The sequence below is a fragment of the Pelatocladus sp. BLCC-F211 genome (assembly GCF_041928655.1).
Taxonomy (GTDB): Bacteria; Cyanobacteriota; Cyanobacteriia; order Cyanobacteriales; family Nostocaceae; genus Pelatocladus.
In genome coordinates this window covers 57,005-73,653 of record NZ_JBHFLM010000030.1, presented here as the reverse complement: position 1 = coordinate 73,653, position 16,649 = coordinate 57,005, and the positions used below count along the sequence as shown (strand labels likewise).

At 39.4% G+C, this 16,649-nt stretch carries 13 protein-coding genes; 5 read left to right on the top strand and 8 right to left on the bottom strand.

All coding sequences use genetic code 11. The annotated features are described in order from the left end of the window. Window positions 1-73: 73 nt before the first annotated feature. Window positions 74-409, bottom strand: a complete 336-nt coding sequence (locus tag ACE1AT_RS03030) for a hypothetical protein (protein ID WP_374865836.1) — start codon at window positions 407-409, stop codon at window positions 74-76. A 574-nt stretch (window positions 410-983) separates the two neighbouring features. Here ACE1AT_RS03030 and ACE1AT_RS03025 point away from each other — a divergent pair. Then, a complete protein-coding gene (locus ACE1AT_RS03025) occupies window positions 984-2,612 on the top strand; it encodes an ABC transporter substrate-binding protein (RefSeq protein ID WP_374865835.1) in 1,629 nt (542 codons plus the stop codon). A gap of 46 nt (window positions 2,613-2,658) precedes the next feature. Next, entirely contained in the window at window positions 2,659-3,684 is a 1,026-nt protein-coding gene (locus tag ACE1AT_RS03020; protein WP_374865834.1) for an ABC transporter permease, read from the top strand. Window positions 3,685-3,701: 17 nt separating this feature from the next. Here ACE1AT_RS03020 and ACE1AT_RS03015 read toward each other — a convergent pair whose 3' ends face one another. Beyond that, complete coding sequence (locus ACE1AT_RS03015; protein WP_374865833.1) at window positions 3,702-5,000, bottom strand: cation:proton antiporter; 1,299 nt, start codon at window positions 4,998-5,000, stop codon at window positions 3,702-3,704. 188 nt (window positions 5,001-5,188) lie between these two features. Then, window positions 5,189-6,055 (bottom strand): carboxylating nicotinate-nucleotide diphosphorylase, encoded by an 867-nt coding sequence (gene nadC, locus ACE1AT_RS03010; RefSeq protein WP_374865832.1) that lies wholly within the window; start codon window positions 6,053-6,055, stop codon window positions 5,189-5,191. A 162-nt stretch (window positions 6,056-6,217) separates the two neighbouring features. On the opposite strand from nadC, the gene ACE1AT_RS03005 reads away from it, so the two are divergent. Continuing rightward, the gene (locus ACE1AT_RS03005) at window positions 6,218-8,239 is read left to right on the top strand and encodes a tetratricopeptide repeat-containing serine protease family protein (RefSeq protein WP_374865831.1); all 2,022 of its coding nucleotides are present in this window, start codon (window positions 6,218-6,220) and stop codon (window positions 8,237-8,239) included. A gap of 40 nt (window positions 8,240-8,279) precedes the next feature. Here ACE1AT_RS03005 and ACE1AT_RS03000 read toward each other — a convergent pair whose 3' ends face one another. Next, window positions 8,280-8,594: a hypothetical protein gene (locus ACE1AT_RS03000; RefSeq protein ID WP_374865830.1), complete on the bottom strand. Its 315-nt coding sequence runs from the start codon at window positions 8,592-8,594 to the stop codon at window positions 8,280-8,282. 89 nt (window positions 8,595-8,683) lie between these two features. Here ACE1AT_RS03000 and ACE1AT_RS02995 point away from each other — a divergent pair, with 89 nt between their 5' ends. Continuing rightward, entirely contained in the window at window positions 8,684-9,613 is a 930-nt protein-coding gene (locus tag ACE1AT_RS02995; protein WP_374865829.1) for a cobalamin-binding protein, read from the top strand. 61 nt (window positions 9,614-9,674) lie between these two features. On the opposite strand, the gene ACE1AT_RS02990 is transcribed toward ACE1AT_RS02995, so the two are convergent. Together ACE1AT_RS02990 and ACE1AT_RS02985 are read right to left on the bottom strand one after the other, a co-directional pair. Beyond that, window positions 9,675-9,968 carry a protealysin inhibitor emfourin gene (locus tag ACE1AT_RS02990; RefSeq protein WP_374865828.1) on the bottom strand — a complete coding sequence of 98 codons (294 nt, stop codon included), beginning with the start codon at window positions 9,966-9,968 and terminating at the stop codon, window positions 9,675-9,677. Between the two features lie 163 nt (window positions 9,969-10,131). Further along, the gene (locus ACE1AT_RS02985) at window positions 10,132-11,211 is read right to left on the bottom strand and encodes a M4 family metallopeptidase (RefSeq protein WP_374865827.1); all 1,080 of its coding nucleotides are present in this window, start codon (window positions 11,209-11,211) and stop codon (window positions 10,132-10,134) included. 1,064 nt (window positions 11,212-12,275) lie between these two features. Between ACE1AT_RS02985 and ACE1AT_RS02980 the strand changes: the two genes are divergently transcribed. Continuing rightward, window positions 12,276-12,467, top strand: a complete 192-nt coding sequence (locus ACE1AT_RS02980) for a hypothetical protein (RefSeq protein WP_374865826.1) — start codon at window positions 12,276-12,278, stop codon at window positions 12,465-12,467. A 59-nt stretch (window positions 12,468-12,526) separates the two neighbouring features. On the opposite strand, the gene ACE1AT_RS02975 is transcribed toward ACE1AT_RS02980, so the two are convergent. Together ACE1AT_RS02975 and ACE1AT_RS02970 are read right to left on the bottom strand one after the other, a co-directional pair. Next, the gene (locus ACE1AT_RS02975) at window positions 12,527-14,242 is read right to left on the bottom strand and encodes a diflavin flavoprotein (protein ID WP_374865825.1); all 1,716 of its coding nucleotides are present in this window, start codon (window positions 14,240-14,242) and stop codon (window positions 12,527-12,529) included. A 179-nt stretch (window positions 14,243-14,421) separates the two neighbouring features. Further along, window positions 14,422-16,143: a diflavin flavoprotein gene (locus ACE1AT_RS02970; protein WP_374865824.1), complete on the bottom strand. Its 1,722-nt coding sequence runs from the start codon at window positions 16,141-16,143 to the stop codon at window positions 14,422-14,424. Window positions 16,144-16,649: the final 506 nt, after the last annotated feature.

The window sequence follows — 16,649 nt, the reverse complement described above, 5'->3', positions numbered from 1 at the left end:
GTTTCGTTTTTGTTACAAAAAATCAACGACCAACTACCAACCAATCAACCCCTGATTTTTAATTCTTAAATCTCTACTGCACGATAGATTCTATATTTTGTAGCTGACACCTAGCTGAGGCAGTCTCCAAGCGCTCTATAACTTGTTCAGCACTCATTAACCGCCTCAGTATGACTTGACCGATCGCTTGAGTAGATCTACTTATTTGTGGTGATATGGCTGGCTTCACTTCTACGGTGATAATGGCATCTTCGACTCGGTAAAGCCACATTACTTCGCCTTGTTCTAATAAACAAATATTCATACGTTGAATATCTGGTTGGCGTCGCCATGCGGTGATTTGCCAAAGTCCTTCAGATGCCCAAACTCTGCCAACTGTCCATCCTTCAGATAAAAAGAAGTACTTCACACTTTTAGTCTCGCTGTTAGATTCTCTAGAAATTAATTGCTAGCAATACCGTGAAAACCTCATTTATCTATGTATCAAATGAGATTTGTACATTATAGCTATGGGATCACAAACAGAGTGGGGACTACAAAGAGAGACGAAGATTATGAATAGAGAAGAATTGAGTATAGAGCATCGAAAAAAGTTAGTTCTCTGTCCCCATTCCCTCTCTAATCCTTAGTCTGTTGCTTCCTCCTCAATGCTTTACACCTGGAAAATGCACGATCAAGCTGTTTACTAAGACCTAACAAACCTCTTCTTCTATCAAATCCGAATTTACGACTAGCTTCTGTTATTTTGTAACTTTAATTAAACTAAACATATTGTAATTTTAAAAAATATTAAGATATGTGTAATTTTGATAAAGTTAAAAAAATTAACTGGACTCAAAACATAACTTTATAAACAGACAAAAATTTTAAGATACTGAGTAATTTTTCTCTTTGATCTCAAAATCAAAGTATCGATTATTAATAAAACTGTTTTGGACATTATGTAGTAAAATAACAAACCACTCATTCCAAAATTCCATGCCATGAACTGGTCTTTTTTGTTTGCTAGACGATGGGTGCAGATAACACAAGTACTAGCTGTTTGTCTGTGTTTATTGTTAGTCGTAGGTTGTGGTACTAGTTCCCAAACAAACACATTAGTATCTGGGAATGGTCGCATTACTGTTGGTACAACATTAAAACCGCGTACTCTCGATCCATCTGATGCTTATGAATTGGCTTCACTATCATTGGTATACAACATAAGCGATCGCCTCTACACCTATGAGCCAGGAAACACGGAAATTAAACCACAGCTAGCTACCGCCTTCCCGAAAGTGAGTCCAGATGGTTTAACTTATACTATCCCTCTACGTCAAGGAGTAGTATTTCACGATGGAACTCCTTTTAATGCGGAAGCAATGGCTTTTACCATACGCCGTTTTATTGAAAACAAGGGTAAACCTGCTTTCTTGCTGGGAGATGTCGTAGAGTCAGCCAAAGCTACAAGCGAATATGAATTAACAATCAAGCTGAAAAAGCCATTTGCAGCATTTCCGTCGTTGCTAGCGTTTGCTGGTGTTTGTCCGGTATCGCCAAAAGCTTATGAAATTGGCGAAGGAAAATTTAACCCAAATATTTTTGTTGGTACTGGCCCTTACAAATTAACCAAATTTGGCCCTGATTCATTACAGTTTGATGTATTTGACAATTATTGGGGAGAAAAACCCTTAAATCAAGGTATTAATGTCCAAATTTTTAGCAGTGGTGTGAATTTATATAACGCCTTTCGTAAAAAAGCTGTGGATGTAGCTGGCTTAAGTATGGACCCAGACCAAGTTCGGAGCTTGGAAGCGAGTGCAAAAAAAGGGGTTTGGCAAGCGATTCCTAATCAAGGTAATGTAGTCAGTTATCTGGCTGTCAACCGTAATCAAAAACCAGTAGACAACCCAGCAGTTAGAAGTGCGATCGCCGCCATGGTTAATCGTCCATTAATATATGAACGAGTATTATACGATCAAGCAGAAGCACTTTATAGTTTGATCCCAAAAGCATTCAATGATTATCAACCAGTTTTCCAAGAGCAATACGGTGATGGAAATATCCAAAAAGCTAAAGAGTTGCTAATCAAAGCAGGCTTTTCCAAAGAGAATCCAGCCAAAGTTGAAATTTGGTATCCTTCTGGTTCTCCAACTCGGAGTTTAGCAGCGATAGTCATCAAAGCTCTTGCTAAAAAAACAATGGATGGTCTACTGCAATTTGAAATAAATACCGTAGAGTCTACCACTGCTTTTAAAAACATTTCTAAAGGCTTATATCCAACATTTTTACTAGATTGGTATCCTGATTTTTTGGACGCAGATAATTATATTCAGCCATTTTTATCTTGTGATAAAGGTTCACTAGAAAAGGGATGTGAAGATGGGGGAAGTCAATCTCAGGGTTCTTTTTACTATAATCCTCAGATGAATCAACTGATTGACAAACAACGACAAGAACAAAACCCCGAAGCACGTAAGCAAATTTTTGCAGAAATTCAAAATATATTGGCGCGCGACATACCTTATATTCCTCTATGGCAAAGTAAAGATTATGTCTTCGCTCAAACTGGGATGAGTGGTGTACAACTAGACCCCACTCAGATTTTGATATACAAGAATCTCAAAAAATAAAACATGGATAATTACCAATTACCAATTACCAATTACCCAAATTATCATGTCCCGTTCTAAAGCTTTAACATATTACATTACTACTCGTTTATTATTAGCTCCGCTTCAGCTGTTAACAATTATCACAATTGTATTTCTTTTACTCAGAGCAACACCTGGAGATCCCGTTGATGCAATTTTGGGTGCGCGGGCGCCAGAAAGTGTTAAAGAAGAAATGCGAAAACAGCTAGGTTTAAATTTACCCTTGTGGTTACAGTACTTGAAGTATATAGGTGACTTACTACGCTTTGATATGGGTAAATCTATTTCCAGTCGCGGACAACAAGTTTGGGATATTATTTGGCAATATTTCCCAGCTACAGCAGAATTAGCAATATATAGTATTGCGATCGCTCTGATTGTTGGTATTGCAGTTGGTGTTATTTCTGCTTCCCGTCCTGGTACACCTTTAGATGTAGGAGGAAGATTATTTGGAATAATTACCTATGCACTCCCCATATTTTGGGCAGGAATGATTTTACAATTAATTTTTGCTGTCCAATTAGATATATTACCTTTAGGAACACGTTATCCTGCAACTATTTCCGCACCAGATACTATTACAGGTTTATATAGCATTGATAGTCTTTTAAAAGGTAACTTCACGCAATTTTTGACTGCTGTGCAATATCTCATTCTTCCTTGTTGTACTTTGGGAATTTTGCTCAGTGGTATTTTTGAACGTATTGTACGTGTCAATTTAAAGCAAACTATGCAAGCAGATTATGTGGAAGCTGCTAGAGCCAGAGGTATTCCTGAGAATACAATTTTATTTTCTCATGCTTTTAAAAATGCTTTGATTCCAGTCATTACTGTCTTAGGATTAACTTTTGCTTCTTTGTTGGGTGGAGCAATTTTGACTGAAGTCACATTTTCTTGGCCGGGATTAGCAAATAGATTATATCAAGGAATTTCAGAGCGGGATTATCCCACAGTTCAAGGAATAATGGTATTTTTTGGCGCGATTGTTGTGGGTGCAAGCATTTTGATTGATATTTTAAATGCCTATATAGATCCTAGAATTAGATATTGAATTTTATGAAATAAAAATTACTCAAATTCATCAATTGTTGAAGATGAATGAGTTTCTTTGCGTTCTGGAATATGGCGTTCGTATAGATTCATTAAAGGAGTTGCACTAACGCCATGAACAATTACAGAAACAACAATTGTAGTGTAAGTAATCCAGGAAATCTTCTCAGCAACTTGACCTTCTAAACCCTTACCAAAAGCGTAAGCAAGATAATATAAAGAACCAACTCCACGGATCCCAAACCAACCAATTAGCCAACGACTTCCGGGATGTAAGAAGCGGCGACGCATAGACGGTGAACGATGACCAATTGTACTTAACCAGACTCCTAGAGGTCGAATGATAAAGAATAGTAATACTATCACCAATAAAGACTGGGTAGCATAATTTAGTATGGGCTGAAATAATAATATTGAACCTAGTAATAAAATTGTTCCTACTTCTAGAAGCTTTTCCAACCTTTCGATAAATTCCAATTTTGCTAAAGTTTTATCTGTATCCTTGTAGCTGCGCTGCACAACTAATCCTGCTATAAATACTGCTAGAAAACCATAACCATTAACTATTTCTGTTAATGAATAAGTTAATAAAATAGTACTAATAGCAATAAAATCTTCCATTAATTCGTCAGGACGATGATGCTTTTGGACTTTTTTATCAATCCAGACTACTGCTTTCGCAACAATAAACCCCATAATTATGCCAGCAGCAATAGCCCAAATGACATCAACACTAATCCAGAATTTCAACCAATTATTCCAATTGCTATCTTTTAAAGCATATAATCCAAAGTAAACAAAAGGAAAAGCTAAAGCATCATTTAAACCACCTTCGGAAGTTAAACCAAAACGTAATTCATCTTGATCACGTGTATCAGTTAGCTGAACTTCGGAAGCTAAAACTGGGTCAGTAGGTGCAAGAATTGCTCCTAATAAAATTGCTTCTCCCCAATTCATTCCTAAAAAAAACTTCCCTACAACTGCTAGTCCAAATATGGAAATTGGCATTAATAATCCAATCAAGCGTGTCGTCAGATTCCAAGACTTCCAACTGATGGGACGAACAATTTTTAAACCGCAACTAAAAACAGAAATAATTACTACAAATTCAGCGAGACGTTCTAGTAATTCAGCATTAAAAATCTCATCACGGCGTAATTGAACCAGTCCAAAGCCGTAAGGGCCGAGAACAATACCAACCACCAGGTAAATCAGGGCAAAAGATAGAGGTAAACGTGCAATCCAACCTGAGCCTAGAGTTACAAATAGCAACAGCAGACCAATAATCAGCAGGTTAATAATATAAATATCTACCATAAAAGCTAGCAAGTAAAATAATACCTCGCCTTGCAAGCTTACTTGCGATCGCTTTTACATCAAATCATCTCAAGATAGATTTTAAATCATCTCTAGTAATAAGTAAGACAGCGCAAATAACAAAAGGTTTGTAGTGAGGACTTTAGTTCTCATTTAAGCACTCAAGTGCTGACTACGAACTTAATACATTACTGAATCTTCATGCTCAAATCTAACCATTTTGATTGCGTAATTGGCGCACTACTAGAAATGTAGTCTACACCTGTCTCTGCTACAGGACGAATTGTCTCTAAGGTAATATTGCCAGAAGCCTCTATTTTGACTCTACTATTTTCTGAGCGAATTATTTGCACCGCCTCTCGCATCATATCTAGAGGCATATTGTCCAACATAATAATGTCAGCTTTATTATTTAGAGCTTCTTGCACCTGTTCTAAAGTTTCTGTTTCTACCTCAATCGTCAATGGATAAGGTACCCGTTCTCGAATCTGAATAATAGCTTCTTTTATTCCTCCAGCTGCTGCAATATGGTTATCTTTGATCATGACTGCATCATCCAATCCCATACGATGATTGATCGCCCCTCCTACTTGAGTTGCATACTTTTCCAAAATTCTTAAACCTGGCGTAGTTTTACGAGTATCCACAAATTTAGTAGGTAAGTCTGAAATTTTATCTGTATATTGACGAGTGAGTGTAGCAATTCCACTTAAACGCATCGCTAAATTAAGCGCTACTCGTTCCCCCATCAACAGTGCATCTAAAGATCCATGTATCTGTGCTATTACCTGTCCTTGCTGACAGTATTCACCTTCAGCTGCATGTGTGGTAAACTCGACCTTCTCATTTAAAAGCTGAAAAACTCTCGCTGCTATTGGTAAACCAGCAATTACCCCAGGCGCTTTCGCTATCCAATAGGCTTGTCCTTGAATTGTATTTTCACTTAAAAGAGATTGAGTTGTGCGATCGCCTCTACCAATATCCTCTAATAACCAGTTTTGCAGAAGTTGATCTAGCACGATAAATGGAGGTAGTACAGCAGTTGAACTTACCATGTTTGTTTTGAACTCAAAAAGCCGACACTATTTAAATTAATTATCGAATGTCGATGAATCGTGTTATTGTTAATTCTTCTGTATTAATTATTTTGTTCAAAACTAAAATCCAGGGTGGCTAGTAATAATAACCAATTTTGAGTAAAAAATTACTGCAAAACCATGAGATATTACCATCTTCCACCCATACTAGTAGGCGCATCCATAGTATTGATGCAATCACAAATTGCAGTCGCCTTATCTGGACAAGAGGTAGAAAGTATAGGTAGAGAAATTACAGTACGGATTGTGGATAGTCAAAATCCTGTTGCGACCGGTTCGGGAGTTATTATCAAGCAATCCAGCAATACTTATACTGTGTTGACTGCCTATCATGTGGTCAAAGATGATAGTAAGTACGAAATTATTACACCAGATCAACAAAGCAATCAGATTAAATCTGTTAAACACTTGTCAGGAGTGGATTTAGCTGTTGTGGAGTTTAGCAGTAGTAAGAGTTATAAAGTTGCCAAAATCGGGAATTCTGACAAAGCTACAGCTAGTACAACAGTTTACGTAGTAGGGTTTCCGGGAAGAAGAGGCGCAATTCCCAATCCGACTTTATTCTTCACTACAGGACGTGTGAACGCCAATGGTACACCGCAAGGTGATGGTTACAATCTCATCTACGATAACGATACTTTAGGAGGGATGAGTGGTGGTCCGGTGTTGAATGAACAAGGTGAAGTAGTAGCGATTCATGGTAGGGCTGATGAACAGGAAATTGGTGAGAAAAGTCAGAGTAAGATTATTACGGGTTTAGGTATCACGATTAATTCAGCTTTGCAGAAAATTTCAGTTGTGGGGGTTGATTTAGGAGTGCGTCCCCCAAATGTTGTAGCTACTGGGCCGAAAGCAGACGACTTTTTTATTCAAGCCAAACAAAAAGATCGCAATCAAGATTATAAAGGTGCGATCGCAGATTACACCCAAGCAATTCGCCTTAATCCTAAATATGCACAAGCTTATTACCAACGGGGAATTGTCCAGTTAAATCTTTACGATAGAGAAAATGCAGCAAAGGATTTACAGACAGCTACAAAATTATTTTTAGAACAAGGGAATCAAGTTGAAGGCTACAATAGTCAAGCGGTAGCCCGTACGATTTTAAAAGATTATCAAGGAGCGATCGCGGCTTACACCCAAAGTATTAAACTCAATCCTGAAGACGCCCAAGCTTATAATAAACGGGGTAATGCTTACTCAGACTTGGGAGAAAAGCAGAAAGCGATCGCAGATTACAACCAAGCAATCAAGATTGATCCCTATTTTGACGATGCTTACAATAACAGAGGTATTGTTCGCCAAGAACAGGGAGACACAAACGGCGCCTTAGCAGATTACAACCAGGTAATAAAAATTAATCCTAATTATGCTCATGCTTACAATAACCGAGGACTGATTCGCCAAGAACAGGGAGACAAACAAGCAGCGTTAGCAGACTACAATCAAGCGATTAAAATTAATCCTAACCTTGCTGAAGCTTACAGTAACCGGGGAATTATCCGCCAAGACGCAGGAGATCAACAAGGAGCATTAGCAGATTTCAACTCTGCTCTCAAGCTTAATCCCAACTATGCCGAAGCTTACTACAATCGCGGTCGTCTCCGCTACTTATCAGGAGATAAAGAAGGAGCATTAGCAGATAACAATCAAGCGATTAAAATTAATCCCAACTTTCCCAAAGCTTACTTAAACCGAGGTACTGTTCGTGATGATTTGGGAGATAATCAAGGGGCTTTAGCAGATTATAATCAGGCACTCAAGATTAATCCCAATGATCCCGAAGTCTACAATAACCGGGGGGCTGTGCGTTTGAAGTTGGGAGATACGCAAGGGGCGTTAGCAGACTATGACCAAGCAATTAAAATAAATCCTAACTACGCCGCAGCTTATTTTAACAGAGGTGTACTTCGCTCTCAGATGCAAGACTTACAAGGAGCCTTAGCAGATTATAACCAGGCATTGAAGATTAATCCGAATTTAGCTCAAATCTATGGCAGCCGGGGTTTACTGCGTCTGCAATTAGGAGATAAACAAGGTGCGATCGCAGATTTACAAAAAGCTGCGGAATGGTTTCGACAACAAGGAAACACGCAGTTGTATCAAACAACATTGGATGTGATTAAAAAGCTTCAGCAGTAAATGGGATTGGGGATCGGGGATAAACTTAGCAGCAAAGCTATTATCCAGTACCTTGGCTCTTACGATCGCGTTTGAAACAAGAAACTCCAAGGTTGAAATGAGAAATTTCAAGGTTGAAACGAGAAACTTCAGGGTTGAAACAAGAAACTCCAAGGTTGAAACAAGAAATTTCGGGTTCAGAACTTGAAACTCCTGCTTTCAAACAAGAAATTCCAGGTTTGAAACAAGAAACTTCTCGGTTGAAACGAGAAATTTCGAGTTCAGAACTTGAAAATTCAAACAACATCCCCGGCTTTTGATAAAAGTTGGGGATCTTATAATTTGGATCTAGCTTTAAAAATTTATGATTTTCCATCTCTCTGTGTGTCCCACCCACAGGCAGATACAAAGCTTTTGTGATTTTGAGACAATTAAGCTATATGCAACTATTGTCGGGATAAAGCGATGAGCAATAGCAACCTGAGAATCGTTTCCCTAATTCCCAGTGGAACTGAAATTCTAGCCATACTGGGTTTAACTGATGCTGTTGTTGGGCGATCGCATGAGTGTGACTACCCTCCTGAAATCCAAGATCGTCCTATATGTACTCAACCTAGACTCAAGACCAATGTCTCTAGTGGTGAAATCCACGACGAAGTTAATAAATTAATACAATCTGCCCTCAGTATATACGAAATCAAAACGGATATTTTAGAGCGACTACAACCCACTCACATTGTCACCCAAGATCAATGTGATGTCTGTGCTGTTAGTTTATCAGAAGTGGAAAAAGCTGTAGCTGAACTGACTCAAGCAAAACCGCAAATAATTTCCTTACAACCTAATTTTCTTAGGGATGTTTGGGCTGATATTGAGCGAGTAGCTAACACTTTGCAAGTAGATGCGATCAAGGTGCTAGAAAATTTAGAAGCTCGTGTGAAAATAGTCGCTCAAAAAACACAAGGACTTTCCCAAACAGAAAAATTGCCCAAAGTGGCCTGTATTGAGTGGAGTGATCCTTTAATGGTTGCTGGTAATTGGATTCCTGAATTAGTTACTTTCGCAGGTGGAGAGCCTTTATTTAGCGTCACGGGTCACGCTGCAACACAGTTAAAATGGGAAAATTTGATTGCGAGCAATCCAGATATAATTATTTTCATGCCTTGTGGCTTTGATTTAAATCGCACTCGCCAGGATACCGAGTTGTTGACTAAACGGCCTGAATGGCAGAATTTACATGCTAATCAAACTGGTAGAGTCTACATAACTGATGGTAATTCTTACTTCAATCGTCCAGGCCCAAGATTAGTAGATTCATTAGAAATGATGGCAGAAATTTTGCATCCAGAAATTTTTCAATATGGTTATAAAGGTAAAAGTTGGGATACTCTTTGAAATTATAAAATATTCCCTGAATTCAATTCTTACCAATTACCAATCTCAATAATTATTTTTTTTAATTCCCTCTAGCATTTATCCATTCAATAATTTGTTTTAAAGTTCCTGGTAGTGCGGCCTCATTTACTTTTACTGTGTGTTGTTGATTATTTTCTTCCACAGTTAAAATGTATTGAAAACGGTCAGCTTGGTTACTTGGAGCATTAATTACTGTAGGTAAATTAAAAAAATTTGCGGTTTCCAATAGGTGAGATAGTTGCTGAGTTTCTTCAGAAGACAAATTAGCAGTATCAACAATAGCTTTCTTACTTATTCCGGCAAAACCACCTGTACGCTGAAGTAATATCCGCATTTTCCTCTCCGTAGTACTAGCTTTTGCTATAAAAAAAACTGGGAAGATAAAGCTTTATCTCCCAGTTTAACAATAAAATATAACGACAAAATATAAATTATGAATTATAAATTAGAAATTTAATTTTTCATAATTCATAATTCATAATTCATAATTCATAATTTTAAATTACTCCTACTTCTTTCCAAGCCTTTTGCACTGCATTCTGCTCTTTACTTCCGTTACCATATAGTTCACCAGCAACTTGAATAATTGTATTCGCAGCGCGTTTAAAGTTAGTTCTAGCACGTAGGCGATCGCGTAAAGCTACATACCAAATTTTTCCTGCTTTTTCCCAAGCATAACCGCCAATTTCTGTTGCTGCTAAATAAAAAGCACGGTTGGCAATACCTGAGTTGATATGTACTCCCCCATTATCTTCAAAACCAGTATATTTATTATTCATATGTCCTGGTTGGGGATCTTTACCTAAGACTGGATCATTATATGCTGTTCCCGGCGCTTTCATGGAACGAATACCTACACCATTCACCTTATCTGTAAAGATACCCTCTCCAATAATCCAGTCAGCCTCTTGAGCAGTTTGTTTTTTAACCCATTGTTTTACCAATGAGCCAAATACATCAGAGAATGACTCATTGAGCGCTCCAGATTCACCATAATATTGCAACCCAGCTTCATACTGGGTAACACCATGGGTTAGTTCATGACCAATAACATCAATGCATTTAGTGAAACGTTGAAATATTTCACCATCTCCATCACCATAAACCATTTGGTCGCCATTCCAGAAGGCGTTATCATATTTAACACCGTAATGCACGGTAGAGTCTAAACGCAGCCCTTTATCATCAATAGAATTACGCTCAAACACCTCATAATATAAATCGTAGGTAGCTCCAGCACTATCGTAAGCTTCGTTAACTGCAATATCGTTGCAAGGAGGATCGCCTTCACCACGTACCAGTGTACCAGGGAGTTGTTCAGTGCCTTTAGCATCGTAGATAGTGCGGCGTTTTTCACCAGGGGAAACTGCAAAATTGACTGCACCTACTACATTTCGCCGTCCTCGAAATTGTGACGAAATATTTAAGGTATGAAATGCCCAATTACGTTGTTGCTCATTACCATTTACTACGATTTTCTCTAGCATGTGAGGTGGTACAACACAACAAATAGGACATCTTGAGTATTGTTGATGCTCACACCCAAATCCTAATGGTCTTTTATTATTTCGAGCCATACAACATATTCTCCTTTTGTATTCAATAGAGTAATGGCAAATACTGGTCTTAACTCTAGTGTGAAAGCGATTAGAGTTTTTGGTTTTGTGTTCCTACTTTGTTATTGTCAGCAGGTTTATTGCTCAGTCACAGTACCCTCGTTGGGTACTTTTATGTTGAGGTATCGAAATCTCATAACCAATGGGTTTATATAATAGTCCCTCTATCAAGTTATTGTGTAGTTTTTTACGTTTTTTAACTACAAACCTATAAAATAAGCATGTTTACAGTGCCGCTGCGATCGCCTCTACTAAAAAAATAGCAATTTAAGGCATGTATAATGGACTAAAGCTTATGATTTATTTAACATAGTTGTAGACCTCACTAGTTATGTGTGGTTGTGTGTTGTAAAACTTGATTGAATATTGGTCAAGGAGTATAGCTCCTTGACTTTTTCTTTTCTGCAATTGCTCTTCTCAAAACCCAAATCTTAGGTAGAGCTTATTTTTAGATTGTTTGCATCTGGGCGATAATCTATAAATTCTTGTAGTTCTGCGATCGCGGCTTGTAGATGCTGGTTTATCATTGTTCGCTGCTAGACATATATACCCCTCCGTATTATCTCGTAGTTCTTTTCAGAAATCAAATATGATTCCTATACAAGCCAATACATTAAAAATTTAACGCGATAAATGCGATCGCACATAAAAAGCCACCTGGGGAGGCGGCTTGTCATGTCAGGTATTCGCTGTTAAACTTTTCAATTTATATCAATCTGGTATAGCAATAGTTTGCTGGTGATGTGTCAATGTAGCGATCGTACTTAAAACACAATACGGTTCAGTTAAGAAGAAATGTAGGTTGGGTTGAGGAACGAAACCCAACATTATCAAGGCTTTGTTGGGTTACTCTGCGATCAGCCGCGCAGGGCGCGTCTACGTTCCTCAAACGCCAGGTGCTACAACTCTTGGGACCCCCGTAACGCACTGGCTCCCCAACCTACGCTAGTTTTAGTTTTTAGCCTTAACTGAACCGTATTGACTTAAAACAAGAACATTCTCACTTAAAACAAGAACATTCTCACTTGAAACGAGAACTTTCCCACTTGAAACAAGAACATTCTCACTTGGAACGAGAACTTTCCCACTTGGAACGAGAAACTTTGAGTTTAAAGGTTCAACATCCGAGTTTAGAACTCCAATACGTATTGTGCGATCGCTCGTTTTGTAGTGAGAGTGCGATCGCACCTGGGGAATGTGTATTATCAGGTTTGTAGTGAGGACTTTAGTCCTCAAATATTTAAGCACGCGCATTGCTTACTACAAACCGATCAAATCAATAATGACTACCCGCTTTGCGATGATGCATAGCTGTCACGGTATCCGGTTGCAATAACTTACCATTGTCTACGATCGCATACACAACCCAATGATCGCCGCATTCCATGCGTTTGTTAACTGAACACTCCAGATAAGCGATTGAGTCGGTGATAATTGCACAACCGTTATCTGCAACTGCTGTGGAAAAGTCCTTAAATCTATCTTCTCCAGGAGCAAAGTTTTTGCGGAAGTGTTTCATATAATCTTGGTAATTTTCTTCACCCAAGATATTCAAAACAAATTTACCGCCTGTATGCATAATCGATTCAACCGCTCTTTCTTTGGCGATCGCCACAGTAATTCCCGGTGGATTAAAAGTTGCTTGTGATACCCATGCACCCAACATCCCCGTAGAAACTTCGCCTTGCTTGGCTGTGACGACGCAAACAGAACCAACGATTCGCCCAACAGCTTGTTCCATCTGGCTTGCAGCAGCTTGAGTCAAACGTGGTTTTTTCGCTTTTCTCAGGCTTTGGGCAAAATCTGTCGCCATTTCTTCACATTCTTTCAGCATGACATCGGTGGGTTTAAATCTGGCCTTTAAAGTTTCAAACCCAAATCGATAACCAGCATCTTTGAGCTTACCTTCAATTAAATCAAAAGCCTCGCCACTCCAACCATAGGAACCAAAGACACCAGCTAATTTGCTGTTGTCACCAACGGCGAGAACAATACCCAAAGCTGTGTGAATGGGCGTAGGTGCATTTCCACCAATAGTGGGAGAACCCATAATAAAGCCATCACATTTTTCAATTGCACTACGAACTTCATCAGGTTCAGCAAATTCACAGTTAATTGATTCGACTGCGACTCCACCTTTAGTCAATCCCAAAGCAAAAGCTTGTGCCAGAGTTGCCGTGTTACCATAAGCTGAAGCATAAAGCAAGGCAACGGTAATTTCACGTTCAGTTTGTGACTTGCTCCAAATTTCGTAGGCTTTGGCTAGTTCCAACAAGCCGTAGCGAATCAATGGCCCGTGAGCAGTAGCATACATTCTCACTTGCAACTCTGATAATTTTTCCAAAGCAGCTTGCACGTGAGTAGCATGGGGAGCCATCAAACAGTCAAAATAGTAGCGCTGATCTTCTTTAAGAAGATCCCAGTCTTCATCAAAAACTTCATCACCGCACAAATGCGCCCCAAATAGCTTATTCGAGTAGAGAATTTGGGTTTGTTCGTCGTAAGTGCAAAGTCCCGTCGGCCAGCGCGGGCTGGGAATCGGAAAGAATCTCAAAATATGACCCTTACCTAAATCCAGAGTTTCTTTCCCCCGCATGGAAATAATTTTCAGTTCGCGATTGGGGAAAGCTGCGCGTAAATTCGCAGCACAGGGAAGCGAACAAACAAAAGTCAATTTAGGAACTAAATCTAAAAGTGCTTTGATTGTGGCGACGCGGTTAGGATTAAAATGACCAAGAATCACATAATCCAACCGTTCCCAATCATTCAAACACTGCCTGAGTGCATCTAAATAAATTAAGCTAAAAGTTTCCGGGGGTGGATCAATGACTGCTACTTTCTCACCACTAATTACATAACAATTAGAGGTTGTGCCTCTAGCTAGTGCGTATTCAATTTCAAATCGCAGGCGTGTCCAACTGCGCGCGCGCAGCACAGTTGTATTTGTCGCAATTGGTAAAACCTGCACGTCGCGAGGATTAGGATTGGTCATAGGTATTTACGTGAGGGGAGGGAATTTTTGGAGATAGGGGACAAGGTGGAAGGGGGAGACAAGAGAGACAAGGGAGACAAGGGAGACAAGGGAGAGGGGGGAGATAAGACAACATATTTTTCTCTTGTCCTCTTTGTCCTCATTGTCCCCCTTGTCCTCCTTGTCCCCCGTTGGCCTTCTTAGTAATAATTGCCTACCTTACGATGGCGAACTGCTGTTAGTCCGTCGGGTTTGGAAACTCGACCATCGGTGACGGTGCAGTACAATAGCCAGTGGTCGCTGCATTCCATGCTGCTCTTGACTTCGCATTCCATGTAAGCCAGAGCGTCTGTGAGAATTGGAGAACCGTTTTTAGCTGTTTGAGTTCTAACTCCCGCAAATCTGTCTGCACCAGGATGCAGACGCTTGAGGAAATGTTTCTTCAGTTCTTGATAGTTTCCTTCTTCCAGCACATTCAGGACGAACTTATCGCCGATTTGCAACAATGAATCAATTGCTCGGTCTTTAGCGACAGAAACTGTAAATCCTAAAGGTTGTAAACTAGCTTGTGCTACCCAGGAAGCCAGCATTGCTCCTTGCATACCGTTCTTGTTGGCAGTAATAATATAGAGTCCGCTACTAACCCGACCTAGTGCTTTCTCCAAATTAACGTCGATGGACTTAATTTGTTTGATGTTGCGTTCGCGGACTAGCATTTGTCCCAAATCAGTACCCGCTTCTTCGCACAGTTGGAAGGTGATTGGGGAAGGAGTTTCTTTAATACGAATTGCAGGGAAAGCTTCTTTGACGCCAAAGTCAACGAATCTTCTACGTAGGGGATCGATGGGTTCATCGTCACCGCCGTAACATTCAAAAAATCCGATGACTTGCTTTTCTTTGACTACACCTAAAAGCGCACTAATCGCAGCTTGCGCCGCAGCGTTAGCAGTTGGCGGCATACCAACAATAATGCCAGATGAACGACCTGCTAATTCTTGAATTTCTTGGATCTCTGTTGTTGTCAGATCCATGATTTCGATCCCGACGCCAGTTTTCTGGACTCCATGAGCGATCGCCTGAGCAATGCGATCGCCATAACCATAATCAGAGACATAAAACATGCCGACAATTGTCTCTGTCTTGGCTTGTCTTTGGCTCCAACCTTGGTAGCACTCTCTGAGTATACCCAAATGATGGTAGAGTAGAGGCCCGTGACCATTAGCAATAATCTTAATGTTGCCCAACTCGTTCATTTTTTTCATCGCATTCAGCAGCGAACGAGCATTTGGCCCCATCAAGCAATCATAGTAAAATCTAAAGTCGGGTTCAATTGCCTCTAAGTTGACATCAAAAGTGTCATCGCTACAATAGTGCATCCCAAAAGCGTCACAGGTGAACAGAGTTTGGGTTTTGCGATCAAAGCTGAAGATAGTATCTGGCCAGTGCAAGTTAGGCGCACTCACAAATTCAATTTCGTGACCTTGACCTAAATCTACGCGATCGCCACTCTTGACAATTCGCTTCGAGAAGGGATCATGAACTAAATTTTCCAGAAACTGAAGTGCAACTTTCGATGCTAAGACAGTGGCTCTGGGTGCTAATTGTAGAACGTCCTCAACCAAGCCACTGTGATCTGGCTCTGTATGACTGACAATGATGTAATCAATTGCTTTCGGGTTAACCAGTTTCTTAAGAGTCTCTAAATATAGGTGGCGAAACTTGGTGTGAGAAGTATCCACCAAGGCGATGCGATCGCCCTTAATCAGATATGAATTGTAAGTTGTACCATTTTGTAGACCGAATTCAATATCAAAGCGATCGCGATCCCAATCAAGCGAACGAATCGCTGTTGTGTTAGGAGCGATTTCGACAGTTTGTATAGTAAGTCGTTTATGTTGAGGGTTCTCTGTAAGAGCTACCATTAGTCGTCTCCAAGCACAAATCATCAGTCTGCTTTTCTGACTCTATTTTGCTCATAATTATTTTTGTAAAGTTGTTCAAAATAGTCTTTTTGGAAAAATTCAATTTGTAGCTAAAGTGTCTGTTTTTTGGCATAATTAATAACCGAAAAACTATAGTTACTTCTCTGTTTTTTGAGCGTAAATTATAGCAGAGAATCAGTGATTTATTCTATGATATTTTCCTACATAAAAGTAATCAAAATAATGTTGCTGCTCCAAATTTTGTAACGAAAATCATCATTTTGGCAACCGTTGTATCTAATTTAAAATTTTGGTGGAAATAGAGAACGGGAAACAGGGAATAGGGAATGGGAAAACAATGTGTGTATTAATTATGTCTGAGTATTTAAGAGTTATTTAAACCCATTTAAATGCAATACCCGTGAATGGAATTCTCAAACCGCCTTTGAAGTCAGAATTTATAAATCTTTTTTCAAGTCTCTAATTTCCGATTGATCGGTGGAGTT